The following is a 17,590-nucleotide window of genomic DNA, read 5'->3' on the forward strand; positions in this document are numbered from 1 at the left end:
TCGGTTCCAATTCAAGAGGTATCGGCAGCGGGAGTTCAGCGCCCGAGGCGCTCGAGACCCACGGCCTTGGCGATGATCAGCATCACGACGAAGGACAGCCCGATCTCCAGCGACGAGATCGCGGCGATGATCGGCGAACTGTCGAACTGGACGAGGTAGTAAAGCTCGACCGGCAGCGGCCTTGCCCGCACGTCCGAGGTGAACAGCGACACCGTGACGTTGTCGAACGCTTCGATGAAGGTGAAGGCCGACGCGGCGCAGATGGCCGGCGCCAGCTGGGGCAGCGTCACCCGCACGAAGGTCTCGAGCTTCCCGGCCCCCAGATTGGCGCTGGCCTCGTCCAGCAGCGGGTCGAGATCGGCCAGCCGGGCCATGACGATGCGGACGACGAACGGCAGGCAGAACACCGACAGGCTGAGGATCAGCATCAGGTCCGAGGCGCGAAACGCGATGTAGGCGCCGAAGAACAGGGAGGCGATGGCGATCACCATGCCCGGCATCATCTGCGGCGACAGCAGGAAGGCGTTCAGCGCCGCCCTGCCCCGGAAGGTTCCCCTGATGCTGGCGAAGGCGGCGGGCACTCCTATCAGCAGGCAGATTGCCATCACGGCGAGCGAGATCCGGACCGACACCAGGATCGAGTCCAGCAGTTGCTGGTTCGCGAAGACCGCCTGGTACCAGCGGGTCGAGAAGCCGGACGGCGGGAACGCGATGTAGGCGCGCGGTTCGAACGAGATCGCGATCACGATCAGGCTGGGACCGATCAGCAGCAGGATCGAGAACGCCGTCACCGCGATCAGCACCCAGCGGGCAAACCGGTCTATCGGCAGCATGGCCTGGGCGGAGGACGCCTTGATTTTTCGCATCATCGGCGCACCTCGCTCCAGCGCGTCAGCCTGCCGCCGACCGACACGATGGCCAGGACGAAGGCGAAGCAGGTGGTCAGGAGCAGGGTGGCGAGAGCAGCACCCCGCGACCAGTCGAGCACCACGATGGTCTGCTCGTAGACCTGCACCGCCAGCGTCGAGTAGTTGCCGCCGCCGAGCAGCTGGGGAATGATGAAGTTGGTGTAGGACACCGCGAACACCAGGGCGAAGCCGGCGACGATGGCCGGCATGCTCATCGGGATCGTGACCCGGAAGAAGGTCTCGACCTGACTGGCGCCGAGGTTGAGCGAGGCTTCCTCGAACCGCCGGTCCCGTTCCGACAGCACGGCCAGCAGCGGCAGGATCATGAACGGCAGGTGGATCTGGGTCATGCCCATGACCACGGCGGTCGAGGTATTGAGGATCTGGAGCGGCTGGTCGATCACGCCGAGCGACAGCAGCGTCTGGTTCAGCAACCCGCGCCGGCCGCCCAGGATCACGATCCAGGCATATGTCCGGACCAGCGCGCTGGTCAGCAGCGGCGAGATGATCGCGACCAGCAGCAGCGTCCGCCAGACGCCCTTCAAATGGCCGTAGGCATAGGCGATGGGATAGGCCAGGACGAGGGTCAGGCAGGTCGAGACGACCGCGATCCAGAAGCTCCGCCACGTCAGGTTCCAGACCAGCGGATCGCCGAGCACGCCCGCGATATGCGTCAGGGTGAAGCCGCCATCCGTGATGGCGCCCCGGTCGATCGTCACGAAGCCGAAGGTCAGCAGCGTAACGATCGGCAGGACCATGAACAGCACGAGGTAGACCAGCGCCGGTACGGCGGGCCACAGGCCGCCGCCGTCGATCACGCGCCGGGCCAAAGACAGCCGGGTCGGCTGGGCAAGCACCGCGTCGGTCATGGCCGGGGACTCCCCGACAGGAGGATCGCGGCGGCTTCATCACGGATACGGGCGGTGACGCGGGAACCGGGGGTGAGCGGTGCGACGCCCGGCCGGCGCGGCAGGACGGCACGCAGCGGCTCGCCCGCCCCGCAGTCGATCTCGTACTCGATCGTGGCGCCCAATGCCGTGGCGAAGCCGACGCTGCCCTCCCAGCCGGGACCGGGACCTTCGGCGATGCTCAAGTTCTCCGGCCGGACGACCAGCGTTCCGGGGCCGTCGGGCATGGCCGAGTGGATCGGCTGTGGACTGTCTGTGCGGCCGGAGCGGATGGCGACCGGGATCAGGTTCGCCCGCCCGATGAAGTCGGCGACGAACGGCGTCTGGGGATGATCGTAGATTTCCAGCGGGGTCCCAAGTTGCTCGATCCGGCCGCCGCGCATGATCGCGATGCGGTCCGACAGCGTCATCGCTTCCTGCTGGTCGTGGGTGACGAAGATCGAGGTGATGCCGACGCGGTCAATCAGCTTCCGCAGCTCTATCTGCATCGACAGCCGGAGCTGGGCATCCAGCGCATTGAACGGCTCGTCCAGCAGCAGGACCTCGGGTTCCAGCACCAGCGACCGGGCGATGGCGACGCGCTGCTGCTGGCCGCCCGACAATTGCTTGGGGTAGCGGTCGCCGAAGGGCGTCATGGCGATCAGGCCGAGCGCTTCCTCGACCTTCTGGCGGATGAAGGCCTTCGGCTTGCGCCTGATCTTCAGCCCGTAGCCGATGTTCTCCCGGATCGTCAGGTGCGGGAACAGCGCGTAGTTCTGGAAGACGTAGCCGACATCGCGCCGGTTGGGCGGCAGGTGCGAGATGTCCTCGCCCTTGACGAGGATGCGCCCGGCATCGGGGATGAGGAAGCCTGCGATCGAGCGCAGCAGGGTCGTCTTGCCGCAGCCGGATGGTCCCAGCAGGGTCACGACCGACCCCTTGGCGATGGAAAGGCTGCAATCCCGCAGGACCTTCAGAGTGCCGAAGCCTTTCGACACGTTTTCGATGACCAACTGGCTCATGGTCACTCCAATTCCAGTGTGGCACCCTGCGGTGCCGCGTATGAGAACTTTATACCCAGCGCGCTTGGCCCCTCGCCGGAAACCGCCAGCGCGCCGGCCGCCAGGGCCGCGTGCGCCGCATCGGCTATATCAAGGCCGGCCAGCAGACCGGCAGCGAGAGCGCCTACCGTGGCATCGCCGGCACCGGTCGGGTCGACGATTTCGGCGGCAAGCGACGGCAGGTGGAGGATATTGCCGCCGCCGGACGTGACGACGCGCAACCCGTCCGCCCCAAGCTTCTGGACGACAGCCGGACCCATGCTGGCAAGGCGGCGGGCCGCATCCTCGTCCCCCATGCCGGGATACAGCAGGCGGGTTTCCTCGCGGCTGGGCGCGAAGACGCGCAGGGCCGGGACGAGCTGAAGAATGCCGCCGGGGTCGGCACGGGCGAAGGCCTCGCTGGTGTCGGCGACAACCGGAACGCCCTGCACGCGCGCGTCCTCGACAAGACGGGCAAGCTGGCTTACCGGCATCGGGCCGGCGACAATCATGCCGAAACTGGACAGGTCTGCTGGCCATTCCGGCGCATGCTCGGCGCTCGATACCCACCATTCCGGGTCCCGGTAATGGGTCGAGACCCGGCGGCCGTCGGCGAAATGCCGGATATCGGCATGCCTCGACAGGGTGCTTTTACGGCTCAGGTGCGTCAGGTCGAGTTCGCCCGATGCCAGCGCCTCGATCCAATAACCCGGATAATCGGCGCCGACGGAAGCGGCGAGCGCCACCTCGGCTCCGGCATGGCGCGCACCCAGACCGGCATAAAGGCAGGCACCTCCCGGCATGCGCCGGCTGTGGCCCGCCATATCCGTCACGGTGTCGATCGACAGGTATCCGACGACCAGAAGCTTGTCCGCAGCCATCGCCTAGAGCCCCGTTCCGAGCAGCGAACGCCGGGTCAGCAGGCGGCTGACGCGAAAGCGCGTCTCGTCGTCCTTAAGGTGCCGCCGCGTGTTCGGGTTCAACCCCGACGCTTCGGCAAGGCGATACGCCAGCAGTTGCAGCGGCAGCGCCGTAACCAGCGGCGCCAGGACCGGATGGATCGGCGGCAGGGTGATCCTGTGCGTCGCCGTTTCGACGGGAGACGCCGCCGTGTCGATGACGAGCGTCGTGACGCCGAGGGCCGACAGCGCCCGGCAGGACTCGGCGGCGTAGTCCGCCAGGACCGGATGCGCGGCGATCACGACGACCAGATCGGTCGCCGGCATCGACCAGTACTGGCTGTGGGCGAACTCCTCCAGATCGGCCGACCACGACGGCAGCCGCGTCAGCTCGACCAGCTTGGCGGCGCCGTAGGACGCCGTGCCGGTGTCGGCGCCGGCCGAGAGCAGCCGGACGCCCGTGAACGGCATGCCGGTCACGGCGGGCAGCACGGCTTCGGAAGCCGCGAGCACCGCCCGCTGCGCTTCGACCAACCCGTCGGACAACGCCGGCGATGCCGCATCGGCGATACCGTCCGCGATGCTCAGCAAAGCCGCTGATGTGGCGGTGTAGCTGGCTGTTCCGCACAGGAAGCCGGCGACGTCGGCAAGGTCGAGCGAGACCTTGGTTCCCGCCAGCTTGCCAAGCTTGCCGCCGTCACCGTTAACTAGCGCCAGCAGCGGAATCCCTTTGGCCTGGACCAGGGTCGCCGCTTCCACCGTGCGGTCCACGTTGCCCGACATCGAGATCGCAACCACCCGGTCGCTCTCATGCAAGGTGTCGGCGCCGACCAGAAGCTCCATCGGGCCGACGGCGCGCCAGTCCAGGCCAAGGCCGGCGGCATGGGCCGACGCCGCCTGAGCCGCGAACAGCCCGTCGCCGCACCCGGTCACCAGGACGCGGCGGAGGGGACACGCGCTTCCCACCGCCAGGGCCTTGCCGGCCCGGCGGAACTCGCCGGACCGCTCGATCATGCTGGCGAGGACGTCCGGCTGGCGTGCGACATCCTCCAGCATAGGGGCCGGCATCGGTGACGGGTTCATGGCGGGACTGCCGGTCACGATGCGAACAAGCGGTCGAATTCCTCGACGATGGCGCCGCGCTGCGGCGCGATCTTCGACCAGTCGACCGTCTGGAGTTTCGCCACTTCACCCGCGTTGGCCGGCGTGTAATCGCGTGCCGCCTCGGGAACCTCGACGCCCGCGACGGTCGGCCCGAAGAAGTAGGGCGCGTTGGCCGCCATTGCCTGATACTCGGCGGACAGGATCTCGTTCATCCACTCGTTTACCAGATCGGGATGACGCGTCCCCTTGATCGCCGACATGAAGGATACGACGGCGATCGGACCCGGTTCCGGCTTGACGAAGCGGATCGGCAGGCCCTTGGCCGCCGCACCCGCCGCATCGTTGTTCCAGATCGGCGCCATCACGATTTCCTCGCGTTCCAGCATCTGAAGTAGTTGCGTCGGGGAGCGCCCGACCTGCGGCTGAAGCTCCTTCAGCTTCGTCCAGCCGGGCGCCAGATCAGTTTCCGACCCGCCGAACGTCTTGGCCGCCGCCACCAGGAAGCCGAGGCCAAGATTGGAGGACGCGCGCGGTATCCCGACCTGTCCCTTGAACTCGCTGGCCCAAAGATCCTTCCAGGATGCCGGTGGCGCCTTGACCAGATCGGAGTTATAGGCGATCCCGATCAGCGAATAGCTGGCCGGCACGCCGTAGCCCTGGCTCTTTTCCATCAGGGAGGGAACGACGTTGGCCGCGTTGGGCACCTTGGCCGGGTCGAGACGCTCGATATTCTTGTCGGCGATGGCGATCAGGTGGGGCGGCTCGCCGTTGGGCATCGCGTCGAACGGCGAATAGCCCTGGGCGGCCTTGATCTGCGCCACCACGTCCTGGCTCTCGCTGGGGACCAGCCGGATGGTCAGGCCCGGATGCTTCTGCTCCATACGGCGGGCGAGCCACTGGTGAGGCTCCTGAAGGGATCCGGCGAAGCTGACGATGACGAGTTCTCGGGCGCCCTGCGCCCGGACGATGCCGGGCGCCGCGAGAAGGGCGCCTGCCGTTGCGGCGCCGTGCAGGAAGCGGCGGCGATTGATGATCTGGGACATGGCGGAACTCCGGGAAGGTCTTGGGCTGGGCGCAGGCGCGGTTCAGAAAGCAAAAGTACGGTCGAAGCGCTCGACGAGCTGGCCGCGCACGGGCACGATCTTCGACCAGTCCACGGTCTGGAGCGCCGTGACCTCTTCGGGCGTCGAGGGGGTATAGGGTGCGGCATCGGCCGGGATCTCGACGCCCCGCACCGTCGGCCCGAAGTAGAACGGCGCCGCTGCGGCCCGCGTCTGGTATTCGGGACTGAGGATGCCGTTCATCCACTCAGCGACGAGGTCCGGGTGGCGGGATCTGGCGAAGCCGGAGAAGTAGGAGATGATCGCCACCGGCCCCGGAGCGGGCTTGACGAAGGCGACCGGCAGGCCCTTGCCGGCGGCTGCCGCCGTGTTGTTGTTCCAGAGCGGCGCTATGGCGATCTCTTCCCGCTCCAGCATTTGCGTCAGTGCCGCCGGCGACCGGGCCGCCTTGGCCTCCAGTTCCTTGAGCTTGGTCCAGCCCGTCTCCAGGTCGCCCTCCGACCCGCCGAACGTCCTGGCGGCTATCGCGAGGGTCGCGAGGCCGAGATTGGAGGATGTCCGCGCGATCCCGACCTGCCCGCGATACTCGGGCTTCCACAAGTCCGCCCAACTGGCAGGCGGGGTTTTCACCAGATCGGTGTTGTAGGCGATGCCGACCAGGGAATATGTCGCCGGCACGCCGACGCCGCCGCTTTTCGTGACAAGCTCAGGATAGGCATTGGCAAGGTTCGGGATCGCGGCGTCGTCGCGCTTGGAAAGGTAGCCTTCCCCGATGCCGATCAGATGCGGCGGCTCGTCGTTCGGCCCGGCGTCGAACGGCGAGTAGCCCTGCGCGGCCTTGATCTGGGCGACGATATCCTGGCTGTCCGACGGCACGAGGCGGATGGACAGCCCCGGATGCCGCGCTTCCATCCGGTCGGCAAGCCAACGGTGCGGTGCGGACAGGGCGCCGGGATATGTCACGATCACCAGCTCGCGCGCATCCTGTGCCGCTACCGGCTTCAGACCGCCGAAGGTGGCTGCCGCACCGGCGCCGAGCAAGTAAAGAGCGTGCCTTCTACCAATATCCATGCGGAATTCTCCAGAAACGAAGTAAGCATGGGCCTTCATGCGCGGCAGTTGAAGCCGGGCGATGTAAAGCAGGGGCGGACCGGATCATCGGTCGAGAGATCGGTGTGCGGATGCCCGGATCGATAGGGAAAGTTGAAGTCCGGCCGGATCGAAGATCCGCCAACCCTTTGATATCAGGGTCTCGACGCCGCTATGGCGGAGAGCAGTACGACGAAAAGCCGGCTCGAACGCGACTGCCACCGGGCGCTGCGCCGCCGTTTGGACGAGCAGCCGGGAAGCCGCGCGGGGCGCGGCAGGCTGGTCATCTCAACAGGTGCGAGCGTCGGATTCATAGCGACGATGCTTGCATAGACTTGCAAGCCATGCAAGAGAGTCTTGCGATTATTTTTGCCCATTTATGGGGCCGCAATTGCCTGCGGATCGTGCAGGGACACAGGGCTGCCGACGGCCGATTTGGAACTTCTTAGGAACGAACTAGTTTATAGTGTCCACGATCAAGGACTCTAAAGTTGCCTCAACCAAGCTCAGAGAAAAACATCAACCGACCTGCCCTGGAGGAAGGTATCAGGGAATTCATCCTGGAGCGGAGCTTTCCGTGCGTCGGAGCAAAATCGGCCGTTCAGAACGGAAGGTTAACGGTTTACGTTGCCCGGAGCATCGAAAGTTCATGGGATGACGTCGCCATCCAGGAAAAGTTGATGCGCTTTGCTTGGGATTACACGCAGGAACCGGCACTCTTCACCAGTTTCGCCGTCGTTTTCGAAGGCCCGGACCACCTCGGCGAGGAGGAGTTCGAGAGCAGCCTATGGGATCGCGTCCAGTCGCTGACCGACAAGGATTCCTGGCGTGGGCAGGATCATGACCCCCGGGTGAGCGCCGACCCGGACGATCCTCATTTCGCGCTGAGCTTCGGCGGGCAGGCGTTCTTCGTCGTCGGCCTTCATCCGCAGGCCAGCCGGCCGGCTCGCCGATTTACCCATCCGACGATGGTCTTCAACCTTCATGACCAGTTCCAGATGCTGCGCGGCCAGAACCGCTACGAGAAGCTGCGGGAGGCCATTCTCGACCGCGACGTGAAGCTTGCCGGCGACGTCAATCCGATGCTCGCCCGGCATGGCGAGATCTCGGAGGCACGGCAATACAGCGGCCGGATCATCGAGCCGGAATGGGCATGCCCTTACAGCAGGACGCCTGCCACGGAAGCGCGTCCCGATCCGCTCGCCGCTTTGAACTCTTTCCTGGGGCGGACATGATGTTTGAATCCAACGAACCCGTCGGCATCATCCCGCCGCGCAGCGGCGCAGCGTTCGAACTCGAGGCGGGCGACGAATTGACGGTGATCGACCCGGAGGGAGGACAGGTCGCCGACCTTCTTGCGGTCTCGCGCGAGGATATCCGCGAGATGCTCTCGTCGGGGAGAACCCTGGACTATGCCGAGCGGATCTACCTGACGACGCACGACAAGCTCTACTCCAACCGCTCCAACGTGATGCTGGAGATCGTCGAGGACACCGTCGGACGGCATGACTTCCTCCTGACGCCGTGCAGCGAAGCAACCTTCCGGCTCTGCTACGACAACGAACCGCCGCATCCGGGCTGTCACGGCAACCTCGCGGCGGCCCTGCGGCCCTACGGGATCGAGGAAGACGCCATCCCCGTCGCCTTCAACTGCTTCATGAACGTGCCGGTGGACGGCCAGACCGGCAAGTTCAGGGTGCTGCCGCCCCTGAGCAAGGCAGGTGATCGCATCGTCTTCAAGGCGCGGATGGACCTCGTCATCGGACTGACGGCCTGCTCAGCCCCGGCGAGCAACGGCGGCAGCTTCAAGCCGATCCATTATTCGGTCAGGAGGGCCGAGGACTCGCAGTGATGCCGGATACAGGAAGGTCCGGCATCTGACGTTCCAGCAACCATCCTACGACTGACCACCAAGGATCACGCAACGCAGGACATAAGTCACCGTGGTCGTGGATTGGTAAGTCGACCAGACCGGGTAGTAGCACGCGTGGTTCTGACCATCCGGGGAGGCAGTCGGCAGAATTACGCTCGGTGCAACCGAAACCCACTGTCCTTCGATCTCGACTTCATGCCCGGATTGGGCGGTATACCTGTGGCCGACCGGACGGCAGTCGCGGTCGTTGCAGCATGCTTGGCCGTTCCGTGTCGTCAGCCCCTCGTACATGTCATGGGCAGCGGCCGGTCCAGCGGTGGCAAGTATCAACAACACCGCCGCGTAGATCCTTTTCGTCTCCATTTGCCAGGCTTCATAATCGTTATCGAATAAGCGCAACCATGTGACGCGTGCAGGAATAATGATTCAACAATCAGTTCACGACACTAAAGATCTCTAAAGAATATCTAGTCAAAATTTATATGTCGAAAGTGATTGTCTTCAGTAAGAGGACATTATTTGCATCTTATATGAACAGCGATTCGATGGGATAATGCGCCGGCTATGCTGCAGAACGCATTGATCATGCGATCCGTGGCTTCGTCTAGCAAGGCCATGTACCTGTCGAGACAACGACAGGTTTCCAGCCGGAGCGGTAAAATCCTCTGAAGATTCCCGATGCAACGCGGGCTTTCCGCAATTCGGGCCGAGGAGGAATGCCATGGATTGCTCGCGTTCGACGCCGCCGGCCGGCATTCCGCGCCGCGGCTTCCTGAAGACCGCGGGCGGCTCGGCCGCTCTCGGGGTCGCCTCCAGCTATCTCGGAGCGCCGTTCCTCGCCTCCCCCGCCATGGCGGCGACGACCACGTATCAGGCGGAAACCGCCAGGATCTTCCGTGCGGTTCTCGAATCCATCCATGCAGGCTTCTCGGGCACCGCTTATGTCAACACCTTCCAGGAAGCCGGCAGCTACGTGGAATGGCTGGTGACCGTGCCGCGAGCCGTAACGGCAACCCTTGCCGTCCGCTTCGCCAACGGCACGACCGCCAACCGGCCGATGACGGTCCGGGTCAACGGCGCCGTCGTCGATCCGGCGCTGTCCTTCCCGCCCACCGGCGGCTGGCCGCGCTGGGCGGTGCGCAGCCTGACGGCGCCGCTTCATGCCGGCTCCAATACCGTCAGGCTGACGTCGAACACCGCGAACGGCGCACCCAACATCGACCTGCTGGACGTCAACGACGGGACCGACTGGGGCAAGGCCCTGGTCGATTCCACCATCGCCCGCAATCCCGATCCGGCGGCTTTCGGGTCCTGGACCTATTACAGGGGCTACTATCTGCTCGGCCAGTACCAAGTGTACCAGCGCACCCGCAACAGCCGGTACCTGCAATACCTGACGGCCTGGGTCGACCGGCATGTCGACGCCGATGGCAATATCGACATTTCGATCAACCAGCTCGACAACATACAGTCGGGGAACCTGCTGCTGATCCTTCACCGCGAAACCGGGCTGAACAAGTACCGGCTGGCGGCGGACAAGATCAAGAACACCCTGAAGACCTATCCCCGAACCTCCGACGGAGGATTTTGGCATACGACCGGTTTCACCGGCCAGCTGTGGCTGGACGGCACCTTCATGGCGCTGCCATTCCTGGTCCGCTATGGCAAGATGTATGGAGCCATCCCCAGTTCCTTCAACGAGGCCGTGAACCAGCTCCTGGTCTATGCCGCCCATCTGAAGCACCCGTCCAACGGCCTGCTCTACCATGCCTATGACGAGCAGGGCGACACACCCTGGGCGAACCCGGTCAGCCGGCATTCACCCGAGTTCTGGGGGCGCTCGATCGGCTGGTACGGCATGGCGCTGATCGACGTGCTGGACGTCCTGAACACGGACCATCCCCAGCGCGGCCAGCTGATCACCCTGGTGCAGGGTCTCGTCGCCGCCTTCGTCCGCCTTCAGGACTCCGCCACCGGCCGCTGGTACCAGGTCGTGGACAAGGCGACCGTCAGCGGCAACTGGCTGGAGACGTCTTGCTCCTGCATGTATGTCTACATCATCTCCAAGGCATTGGAGCGCCGCTACGTCACGGCCACGGCCGCCACCGCGGCGGCCGCGGCGCGCAAGGGGTTCCAGGGCGTCCTGTCCCAGATCTCCCTTGGCACCGACGGCCGCACCAACCTTCTGAACATCTGCACCGGAACAGGTGTCGGCAACTTGGCCTTCTATCTGGCGCGTCCCCGGATCACCAACGAGATCCACGGATTGGGCGCCTTCCTCACCATGTACGAGCAGTCGATGTTGCAGAACTGGCGATAGACGGGGCTGGTCATGACATCCTGCGGCCCCTGTGGTCGAAGGTACGGTCGAAGGCGTGGCCGGACACTCCGGACCTCGGCATCCGGGCAGGGTCGAGATGCTCCGCCAAAATGGCCATGTTCTTCCGGTTCGCCTTCCAGAACACGTCGGCAAGGTTGCCGACGACAGGGATCGCGCTGATCAGGCTGTCCGCGGCCACATTGCCGATCATGCGAGCGATGGTCGCCCGCGGAACGCCCAGCCGCCAGGCTTCCCGGATCAAGTATCCCGAGATGGCGGTGGTCGCGAGATTGCCGACACCGGGCACGAGGCCGAGCATCGCGTCGGCGCCGATGGTGAAATTGGTGCCCGGCACGCGGATGGCCGAGTCCATCGCCCAGGCAAGCCGCTCCAGCCGTTCACGCGCTGCGCGCCTGTCCGATATGCTATTGAAGTCGTCCTGATCGGAAAATAAAAAGGTAGCAGTCATTTGAACCCTCCAGATGGGGATGGAGTAACCATCCGCTCAGGTGAAGGGCTCCGACATCGCGATCAGCATAAAAAGCCGATCGCCAGAGGGGCCCGGAGCCATTGACCGAGAGATGGCCATGGCCAATCTCCTGTACAAGGGTATGCGCCGCGTTCACGATCAAGATATTTACCTACCAAGGGGAATGAATGCTTTTCGTTGTTCTCGATCTCTCGGCCATGGTCGCGGCACTTGCGGCGTCGTGGCTTTGGTTCATGTCCAGCCGGCAGCGGGTGCGCCGCATCAGCCGGGCCGAGACACTCGATGCCGCCGATTTGAACCGGATCATCGTGGCGATCAACCGAACCCAGATCCTCAACAGCCAGGCAGCGATGGCGGCAACCCTATCGGCTCTTTTCGCCGCCCTTCGGTTCGGTCTCGATGCGCTCGTCCGCTGATCCGTTCGCCGACGTCGTTTACGGCACCCATCGGCGCTCTATGGCCGCCTACGCCCGGCCCGCTCGACCACTCATAGTGTTTTCATTCTTTTTGCTTATGGTTTGGTGATGAACGGCATGTTCGAAACAGGGCCGTTTTTTCCAGCAATGCATCGATCCCGACCTATGTAGAGACCGAAACAGCCGCTTCCGAAGCTGTTCAGACCGGCAGTCGGTCAAGACCGCCGGTGCCCCAATCACTATGGGAGATAGCCAATGACCACGAACTGGATCATCGATACGGTCCTCATTCTTGTCGCCCTCGGCTCGATCTTCGTGCTGATGAAGGCTTCGCTTCAGAAGAACAACAAGATGGTCGGGGTTTGGGGGTCCGTGATGACGATGGCGGTCGCGGCGCTTCTCTGGCAGAGATTTGCCGAGTAGGAGAGACCCTGCGCCTGATCGGCGCTTGCACGAAGGCCCCGCAAGGCATTTGATTTCCCGAAGCCGGATTAATCAACGTTTCCAGGGAGCCAGCCATGACCACGCCGCCAACCATTCGATCGCTCCGCGCGCGGTCTGTGCTGGCCCCGATGCCGCGACCCTTGCGAACGGCCTCCGGTGCGATTCCGGCGGCATCCCTGGTCCTGATCGACGTTCAAACCGATCAGGACGTCGTCGGACGCGCCTATGTCTTCTGCTACACGCCGCTGATGCTGAAACCGGTTTCGGCGATCCTGAAAGAGATCGAAGGTTTGATCGCCGGCAAACCGGTAGCGCCTGCCGACCGCTTCCACGATCTGTCACGGACGTTCCGCCTGCTGGGGCGACAGGGCCTCGTCGGCATGGCGCTGTCCGGGCTGGACATGGCATTGTGGGACGCGCTGGGCCGCGCCGCCGACCGGCCGGTCGTCGAACTGCTGGGCGGGACCGCCACGCCCATACCGGCCTACGACAGCTTCGGCCTTGTCGATCCGGTCGCCGACCGGGCGATGCTGGAGCAGTCCATCGGCGCCGGCTTCAGGGCCATCAAGATCAAGATCGGTGAGGGCGGTGCCGCCGAGGACGCGGCCATGGTCCGCGCCGTCCGGGACATCATCGGGGCCGACATCCAGCTCATGGTCGATCTCAACCAGTCGCAGAGCGCCACCGATGCGATCCGCCGCATCGACCGGCTGGCCGACTGTGACCTGACCTGGGTCGAGGAACCGGTTGCCGCCGAGGACCTGGAAGGGCACGCGCGCGTCCGCGCCGCATCGCCGGTTCCCATCCAGACCGGCGAGAACTGGTGGTTCCCGTCTGATATGGCCCGCGCGATCGCGGCCGGTGCCTGCGACATGGCGATGCCCGATCTCATCAAGATCGGCGGGATCACGGGATGGCTGCGCGCGATGGCCCTGGCCGAAGCGGCCAGCCTGCCGCTTTCCAGTCACCTGTTCATAGAGGCGAGCGCCCACGTGCTGGCCGTCAGTCCCACCTGCCACTTCCTCGAACATCTCGATATGGCAGGAGCCGTCATGGCCGAACCGGCGCCTCTGGCCGGCGGCATGATCACGGCGCGCGGACCGGGGCTGGGCATGGCATGGAACGAGGATGCCGTAGCACGCTTCCTGGTGGCTTGAAGCTGTCCACCGGGGTCGCCGGTTTCATCCTCAACCCGTTCAAAGCCGCAGGAAATGCGGTAAGCTGACCGAAGCGATCGACGATCCGGTTGATCCAGGAGGACTGATGCAGGAAATCGATACCGTGCTGCGGGAGTTCACGGGCCGCAAGGCCCTGTTCACCTCGATCGACATTGCCAACGAGGTCAAGCGGCAGGGAACCTGGATCCCCAACCGCGATGTCGCCTTGTACATGCGCCAGCATGAATTGCTGGCGCCGGGCGGCGACTATCTCATGACGCTGACGACGGTTTCACTCAGGGACGGCAGGCCGGTAGAGGCCTATGTCTACCATCCCGCAGGCTCCCCGGTGACGGAATACGGGGAAATCCTTCAGTCGGCGATGTCGCCGCAGGAGTTCGCCGCCCTTCACCCGCCGGGCTCATGAAGCCCTGGTTTCCCGCTGTTTCCCAAGTAGAGTGGGCTGACCATTCGCGAAAAGAATGAAGCTGAAAAAATCGGAGGAAACCGCCGAATGACCGTGACCGTCCATCCAACTCAGCCGGCTCCGCTGGCGGAGGGCCTGCTTGCCCGCTGGCGGCGGATTCCCGTTTCCGTCATCGTCGACCTTGCCCCGGATCGCCAGATCGATCCGGGAGTGAAGCCGTTGCGTCCGGCGGACCTTCAGCCTGCCCTGTTCGGACGGGCCGTCACCGCCCGTTGTGATCCGCCGGACTTCGGTTCCGTGTTGCAGTCGTTGGAATTCGTCGAGCCGGGAAACGTCCTCGTGATCGCGGCGGAAGGCCACGCAGCCCACGCGATGATCGGCGACGTGCTCGGAGGGTATCTTCATCGCAAAGGTGCCGCAGGCGTCGTCTGCGACGGCGCCATCCGCGACACGGCGGGTCTGGCGGCCATGACCGGGTTTTCGGTCTACTCCCGCGCCGTGAATCCGCGTGGGCCGACGGGTGCCGCCAAGGGCGAAGTCAATGTGGCCGTCGATATCGGCGGCTGCACCGTCAACCCCGGTGACCTGATCATCGGCGACGGCGACGGCCTGGCGGCGCTGACGCCGGCGAACTTGGCGAGCCTGATCGACGCGGCGGAAGCCAAGCTGGCGCTTGAGGCCGAGTGGACGGCGCGACTGACGGCAGGCGATAGGGTCGGCGAGATATTCGGGCTGCCTTGATCGCTCCGCAGGCAGCCTGCCCGCATTCTCACGGGATACACGCCCACCGTTGGCCAAACGCCGATCTGATAACAGCGGCCTTTAAGCTTGCCCGTTGAATTCCGGAAGAGGTGTCGGGCTGAAGTGGCCCGACACCTCAGGACCAGTCGATCGAAAAACGGCAGGCATCGTCGCCGCAGGCCTCGCAGTCGATCTCATCGACCCTCACGTGATGCGACACAAGCACCTCGAACAGCCTGCGGAACACCGCGGCGTGCCATAAGCAGATAGGTGTCGCCGCATGTTCGCCCGCGCAGAGCGGGTTGTTGGTTATCTCCAGGATCAGCGGATTTCCACTGCGTGCCGAAAAACGCCCCGAGCCGGCGAAGGTCCAGGCATGGGCCTTGATCGCACCGACTAGCAACGACGCGGAAAGGGATGCCGGCAGCAGCTTCAGGATGGCTTGCGCCAATGCGGGGATCCGGGCTGCCAGCAGATAGTCCGCCGTCAGGCGACCGGCCTCGGCCAGCACCAGGGATGCCTGTTCCGCCGGCAGTTCGGCGCGGAGTGTCCGGTGCAGGGCTGCCACCTGCCGTTCGTCGACCATGACAGCAGGCGGGTCGGCAAGCCACCCGGAAACTCCGGCCCCGGCGAAGACCTGCGGCACCATCCCGTCGAACCCCTGCCGCGTCAGCGCCGGAACAAGCTGGGTGACCGCGTTAGGTCCGATGGCCGGCGCCGGTTTCATCCACCTCCTCCATCTGTTCCGTGCCGCCGCCGCAAGCCTTGACGGCCGTCCTCATCGCGCCCTTGGCCGCCTTGGCCTTCTCGCTCCGCTCGGCGTTCGATTCCCAATCGGCCGCCTGGATCGGCATGCCGGTGCGGCTCTTGTCGAAATGGAAGTCCACGCTCTTCTTCGACTGCGGTCCCCAGTAGCCGACCTTGCCCAGATCGTAGAACTTGCGCTCGAAGCCGGATTTGAGAAAAGCCTTGAGGCAGCCGAACAGGTACCGCCGCCGCTGTCCCGTTCCCGACCAGGGATACGAAAACAAGGCTTTCCGCATGTAGAAACGCCGGTAATTGTTCATGACGCGGTCGAGAAGTTCCGTCCGGTCCATCGCCTCAGGCTTGATGATCGGCGTCACGAAATTGTACTTTTCGAAGTCGAAGATCTCGACCTTGTCCCGCAGTTCCTGGAACAGCGACGTGAAGGGCCACGGGGTGTACATCGCCCAGTTCGCCAGATCCGGCTTCCAATCCAAGGCCATCCGGTAGGTTTCTTCGAGCGTTTCCGCCGTTTCGTTTTCAAGTCCGACGATGAACTGGGCTTCCACGACGATCCCGGCTTCCCGCAGAAGGCGGATCGCCTTCTTGTTGTCGGCGACCTTGGTCTCCTTGTGGAACCGGTCGAGTTTCATCTGAGCCGCCGCTTCCGTGCCCAGCGACACATGGATCAGGCCCGCCTCGCGATAGAGCGGCAGGAACTTCTCGTCGCGCAGGATATCGGTGACGCGCGTGTTGATCCCCCAGAGGACCTTGCCGGGCAGGTCGCGCGCGATCAGTTCGTGGCAGAACTCGACGAACTTCTTCCGGTTGATCGTCGGTTCCTCGTCGGCAAGGATGAAGAACCGGACATCATAGCGCTGGTACAGCGTCTCGATCTCATCGACGACTTTCTTCGGATCGCGGACACGGTAGTCCCGCCAGAACTTCCACTGCGAACAGAAGGAACAGGTGAAGGGACAGCCTCTCGCCATGTTGGGAATGGCGACACGGGCGTTGAGAGGGATGTATTTGTATTTCTCCCACTCCAGGATGCTCCAGTCCGGCGCGATGGCGTCGAGGTTCTTGATCGTGGGAGCCGCCGGGGTCGCGACGATCCGGGTCCCATCCGGGCCTGCCTCCGTGAAGGCGATGCCCTTGATGGCCTGACGCTCCATCGGCCACCGGCCCTCGTCGATCGTGCGGATGAGATCGATCAGGACCTCCTCGCCCTCGCCCCGGACGATCACGTCGATCCAGGGCGCCTCGCTCAGGACCTGCTGGTACATGAACGTCCCATGGATCCCGCCCAGGACGGTCACGGCGCCGGGATGCAGGTCCTTGACGAGCTTGAGCACGCCCTCCGCCTTGTAGATCGACGGGGTGATCGCGGTGACGCCGACCACATCGGGCTTCTCGTCCGCCAGGATGGCGCGCAGATCCGCATCCGACAGATCGTTCGTCATGGTGTCGATGAAGCGGACGTCGCAGAACCCGGCAGTCTTCAGCGCCCCGGTGAGGTAGGCAGCCCAGGCCGGCGGCCAGTTGCCGGCGATCTCGGCTCCGCCGGAATGGTAGTTCGGATGAATGAGAAGGATACGCAACGGTCATCTCCTCCATGTGTCATCTAAAAATGACACATGAATTCGTAAGCTATAAATGACATGGATCAATTGCGGAGCGGCAGGATGCCGGTGCGGCGAGGCGATCGCATCCGCTATCTGTAATACAGCGTGATCCTGCGGCCTTCGATCTCGTGGATATCGGCTTCTATGCCGTAGATCTCGCGGATGACGTCGGCGGTTATCATTTCCTCCGGCGTGCCGGCGCGGGCGACGCGGCCGTCGCGCATGGCGATGATCCGGTCGGAATAGCAGGAGGCGAAGTTGATGTCGTGCAGCACCAGGATGATGGTCTTCCCGAACTCGTCCGCCGTGCGTCGGAAGATGTAAAACGATCGCTTTACATCCACCCGCCATGGTCATACAGTCGT

At 64.3% G+C, this 17,590-nt stretch carries 20 protein-coding genes; 8 read left to right on the forward strand and 12 right to left on the reverse strand.

What is annotated here, in order from left to right; all coding sequences use genetic code 11:
* Positions 1-35: 35 nt before the first annotated feature.
* The 7 genes from N826_RS28490 to N826_RS28520 are packed head-to-tail and all read right to left on the reverse strand — an operon-like array spanning position 36 to position 6,970.
* Entirely contained in the window at positions 36-869 is an 834-nt protein-coding gene (locus N826_RS28490; RefSeq protein WP_044434449.1) for an ABC transporter permease, read from the reverse strand.
* The gene (locus N826_RS28495) at positions 866-1,777 is read right to left on the reverse strand and encodes an ABC transporter permease (RefSeq protein ID WP_052832210.1); all 912 of its coding nucleotides are present in this window, start codon (positions 1,775-1,777) and stop codon (positions 866-868) included. Before N826_RS28495 ends, N826_RS28490 begins: the two co-directional genes overlap by 4 nt.
* A complete protein-coding gene (locus tag N826_RS28500; RefSeq protein ID WP_044434451.1) occupies positions 1,774-2,817 on the reverse strand; it encodes an ABC transporter ATP-binding protein in 1,044 nt (347 codons plus the stop codon). The genes N826_RS28495 and N826_RS28500 overlap by 4 nt, the downstream gene beginning before the upstream one ends.
* A gap of 2 nt (positions 2,818-2,819) precedes the next feature.
* A complete protein-coding gene (locus N826_RS40620; protein WP_052832212.1) occupies positions 2,820-3,716 on the reverse strand; it encodes a carbohydrate kinase family protein in 897 nt (298 codons plus the stop codon).
* A 3-nt stretch (positions 3,717-3,719) separates the two neighbouring features.
* Positions 3,720-4,817 (reverse strand): SIS domain-containing protein, encoded by a 1,098-nt coding sequence (locus tag N826_RS28510; protein ID WP_147040656.1) that lies wholly within the window; start codon positions 4,815-4,817, stop codon positions 3,720-3,722.
* A gap of 14 nt (positions 4,818-4,831) precedes the next feature.
* Positions 4,832-5,881 (reverse strand): ABC transporter substrate-binding protein, encoded by a 1,050-nt coding sequence (locus N826_RS28515; RefSeq protein ID WP_044434455.1) that lies wholly within the window; start codon positions 5,879-5,881, stop codon positions 4,832-4,834.
* Between the two features lie 42 nt (positions 5,882-5,923).
* Positions 5,924-6,970, reverse strand: a complete 1,047-nt coding sequence (locus N826_RS28520; protein ID WP_169789428.1) for an extracellular solute-binding protein — start codon at positions 6,968-6,970, stop codon at positions 5,924-5,926.
* Between the two features lie 509 nt (positions 6,971-7,479).
* Here N826_RS28520 and gntA point away from each other — a divergent pair.
* On the forward strand, positions 7,480-8,223 hold the full coding sequence (gene gntA / locus N826_RS28525; RefSeq protein ID WP_084721256.1) for a guanitoxin biosynthesis heme-dependent pre-guanitoxin N-hydroxylase GntA: 744 nt from the start codon (positions 7,480-7,482) through the stop codon (positions 8,221-8,223).
* Complete coding sequence (locus tag N826_RS28530) at positions 8,220-8,840, forward strand: DUF1989 domain-containing protein (protein ID WP_244619588.1); 621 nt, start codon at positions 8,220-8,222, stop codon at positions 8,838-8,840. Before gntA ends, N826_RS28530 begins: the two co-directional genes overlap by 4 nt.
* 45 nt (positions 8,841-8,885) lie before the next feature.
* Here N826_RS28530 and N826_RS28535 read toward each other — a convergent pair whose 3' ends face one another.
* Entirely contained in the window at positions 8,886-9,224 is a 339-nt protein-coding gene (locus N826_RS28535; protein ID WP_044434459.1) for a hypothetical protein, read from the reverse strand.
* A gap of 358 nt (positions 9,225-9,582) precedes the next feature.
* On the opposite strand from N826_RS28535, the gene N826_RS28540 reads away from it, so the two are divergent.
* Positions 9,583-11,181: a glycoside hydrolase family 88 protein gene (locus tag N826_RS28540; RefSeq protein WP_052832214.1), complete on the forward strand. Its 1,599-nt coding sequence runs from the start codon at positions 9,583-9,585 to the stop codon at positions 11,179-11,181.
* 10 nt (positions 11,182-11,191) lie between these two features.
* On the opposite strand, the gene N826_RS28545 is transcribed toward N826_RS28540, so the two are convergent.
* Positions 11,192-11,650 carry a DUF4112 domain-containing protein gene (locus N826_RS28545; protein WP_044434461.1) on the reverse strand — a complete coding sequence of 153 codons (459 nt, stop codon included), beginning with the start codon at positions 11,648-11,650 and terminating at the stop codon, positions 11,192-11,194.
* A 188-nt stretch (positions 11,651-11,838) separates the two neighbouring features.
* Between N826_RS28545 and N826_RS28550 the strand changes: the two genes are divergently transcribed.
* From N826_RS28550 to N826_RS28565, 5 genes are all read left to right on the forward strand, one after another.
* Positions 11,839-12,087: a hypothetical protein gene (locus N826_RS28550; protein ID WP_044434463.1), complete on the forward strand. Its 249-nt coding sequence runs from the start codon at positions 11,839-11,841 to the stop codon at positions 12,085-12,087.
* 255 nt (positions 12,088-12,342) lie between these two features.
* Positions 12,343-12,510: a hypothetical protein gene (locus N826_RS43435; RefSeq protein ID WP_157599374.1), complete on the forward strand. Its 168-nt coding sequence runs from the start codon at positions 12,343-12,345 to the stop codon at positions 12,508-12,510.
* 95 nt (positions 12,511-12,605) lie between these two features.
* Positions 12,606-13,688 carry an enolase C-terminal domain-like protein gene (locus N826_RS28555; protein ID WP_044434465.1) on the forward strand — a complete coding sequence of 361 codons (1,083 nt, stop codon included), beginning with the start codon at positions 12,606-12,608 and terminating at the stop codon, positions 13,686-13,688.
* 106 nt (positions 13,689-13,794) lie between these two features.
* Positions 13,795-14,115, forward strand: coding sequence for a hypothetical protein (locus N826_RS28560; RefSeq protein ID WP_044434467.1), 321 nt, complete (start codon positions 13,795-13,797; stop codon positions 14,113-14,115).
* Between the two features lie 87 nt (positions 14,116-14,202).
* Positions 14,203-14,856 (forward strand): RraA family protein, encoded by a 654-nt coding sequence (locus tag N826_RS28565; protein ID WP_044434468.1) that lies wholly within the window; start codon positions 14,203-14,205, stop codon positions 14,854-14,856.
* Positions 14,857-14,992: 136 nt separating this feature from the next.
* On the opposite strand, the gene bchJ is transcribed toward N826_RS28565, so the two are convergent.
* The 3 genes from bchJ to N826_RS28580 all read right to left on the reverse strand — a co-directional run bounded on the left by bchJ (position 14,993) and on the right by N826_RS28580 (position 17,569).
* Positions 14,993-15,583 (reverse strand): bacteriochlorophyll 4-vinyl reductase, encoded by a 591-nt coding sequence (gene bchJ, locus N826_RS28570; RefSeq protein ID WP_044434543.1) that lies wholly within the window; start codon positions 15,581-15,583, stop codon positions 14,993-14,995.
* On the reverse strand, positions 15,555-17,201 hold the full coding sequence (gene bchE / locus N826_RS28575) for a magnesium-protoporphyrin IX monomethyl ester anaerobic oxidative cyclase (protein ID WP_044434470.1): 1,647 nt from the start codon (positions 17,199-17,201) through the stop codon (positions 15,555-15,557). Before bchE ends, bchJ begins: the two co-directional genes overlap by 29 nt.
* A 113-nt stretch (positions 17,202-17,314) precedes the next feature.
* Entirely contained in the window at positions 17,315-17,569 is a 255-nt protein-coding gene (locus tag N826_RS28580; protein WP_044434473.1) for an ATP-binding cassette domain-containing protein, read from the reverse strand.
* Between the last annotated feature and the right edge of the window lie 21 nt (positions 17,570-17,590).

This window comes from Skermanella aerolata KACC 11604, from assembly GCF_000936425.1.
GTDB classification, from domain to species: Bacteria; Pseudomonadota; Alphaproteobacteria; order Azospirillales; family Azospirillaceae; genus Skermanella; species Skermanella aerolata.

What these genes read in the sequence shown, in the direction of transcription:
- N826_RS28515 (WP_044434455.1), bottom strand. Translation starts at nt 5,881, where the DNA reads ATGTCCCAGATCATCAATCGCCGCCGCTTCCTGCACGGCGCCGCAACG.
- N826_RS28555 (WP_044434465.1), top strand. Translation starts at nt 12,606, where the DNA reads ATGACCACGCCGCCAACCATTCGATCGCTCCGCGCGCGGTCTGTGCTG.
- N826_RS28530 (WP_244619588.1), top strand. Translation starts at nt 8,220, where the DNA reads ATGATGTTTGAATCCAACGAACCCGTCGGCATCATCCCGCCGCGCAGC.
- N826_RS28510 (WP_147040656.1), bottom strand. Translation starts at nt 4,817, where the DNA reads ATGAACCCGTCACCGATGCCGGCCCCTATGCTGGAGGATGTCGCACGC.
- N826_RS28540 (WP_052832214.1), top strand. Translation starts at nt 9,583, where the DNA reads ATGGATTGCTCGCGTTCGACGCCGCCGGCCGGCATTCCGCGCCGCGGC.
- N826_RS28560 (WP_044434467.1), top strand. Translation starts at nt 13,795, where the DNA reads ATGCAGGAAATCGATACCGTGCTGCGGGAGTTCACGGGCCGCAAGGCC.
- N826_RS28550 (WP_044434463.1), top strand. Translation starts at nt 11,839, where the DNA reads ATGCTTTTCGTTGTTCTCGATCTCTCGGCCATGGTCGCGGCACTTGCG.
- N826_RS28500 (WP_044434451.1), bottom strand. Translation starts at nt 2,817, where the DNA reads ATGAGCCAGTTGGTCATCGAAAACGTGTCGAAAGGCTTCGGCACTCTG.
- N826_RS28535 (WP_044434459.1), bottom strand. Translation starts at nt 9,224, where the DNA reads ATGGAGACGAAAAGGATCTACGCGGCGGTGTTGTTGATACTTGCCACC.
- N826_RS28545 (WP_044434461.1), bottom strand. Translation starts at nt 11,650, where the DNA reads ATGACTGCTACCTTTTTATTTTCCGATCAGGACGACTTCAATAGCATA.
- N826_RS40620 (WP_052832212.1), bottom strand. Translation starts at nt 3,716, where the DNA reads ATGGCTGCGGACAAGCTTCTGGTCGTCGGATACCTGTCGATCGACACC.
- bchJ (WP_044434543.1), bottom strand. Translation starts at nt 15,583, where the DNA reads ATGAAACCGGCGCCGGCCATCGGACCTAACGCGGTCACCCAGCTTGTT.
- N826_RS28495 (WP_052832210.1), bottom strand. Translation starts at nt 1,777, where the DNA reads ATGACCGACGCGGTGCTTGCCCAGCCGACCCGGCTGTCTTTGGCCCGG.
- N826_RS43435 (WP_157599374.1), top strand. Translation starts at nt 12,343, where the DNA reads ATGACCACGAACTGGATCATCGATACGGTCCTCATTCTTGTCGCCCTC.
- N826_RS28490 (WP_044434449.1), bottom strand. Translation starts at nt 869, where the DNA reads ATGATGCGAAAAATCAAGGCGTCCTCCGCCCAGGCCATGCTGCCGATA.
- N826_RS28565 (WP_044434468.1), top strand. Translation starts at nt 14,203, where the DNA reads ATGACCGTGACCGTCCATCCAACTCAGCCGGCTCCGCTGGCGGAGGGC.
- N826_RS28520 (WP_169789428.1), bottom strand. Translation starts at nt 6,970, where the DNA reads ATGGATATTGGTAGAAGGCACGCTCTTTACTTGCTCGGCGCCGGTGCG.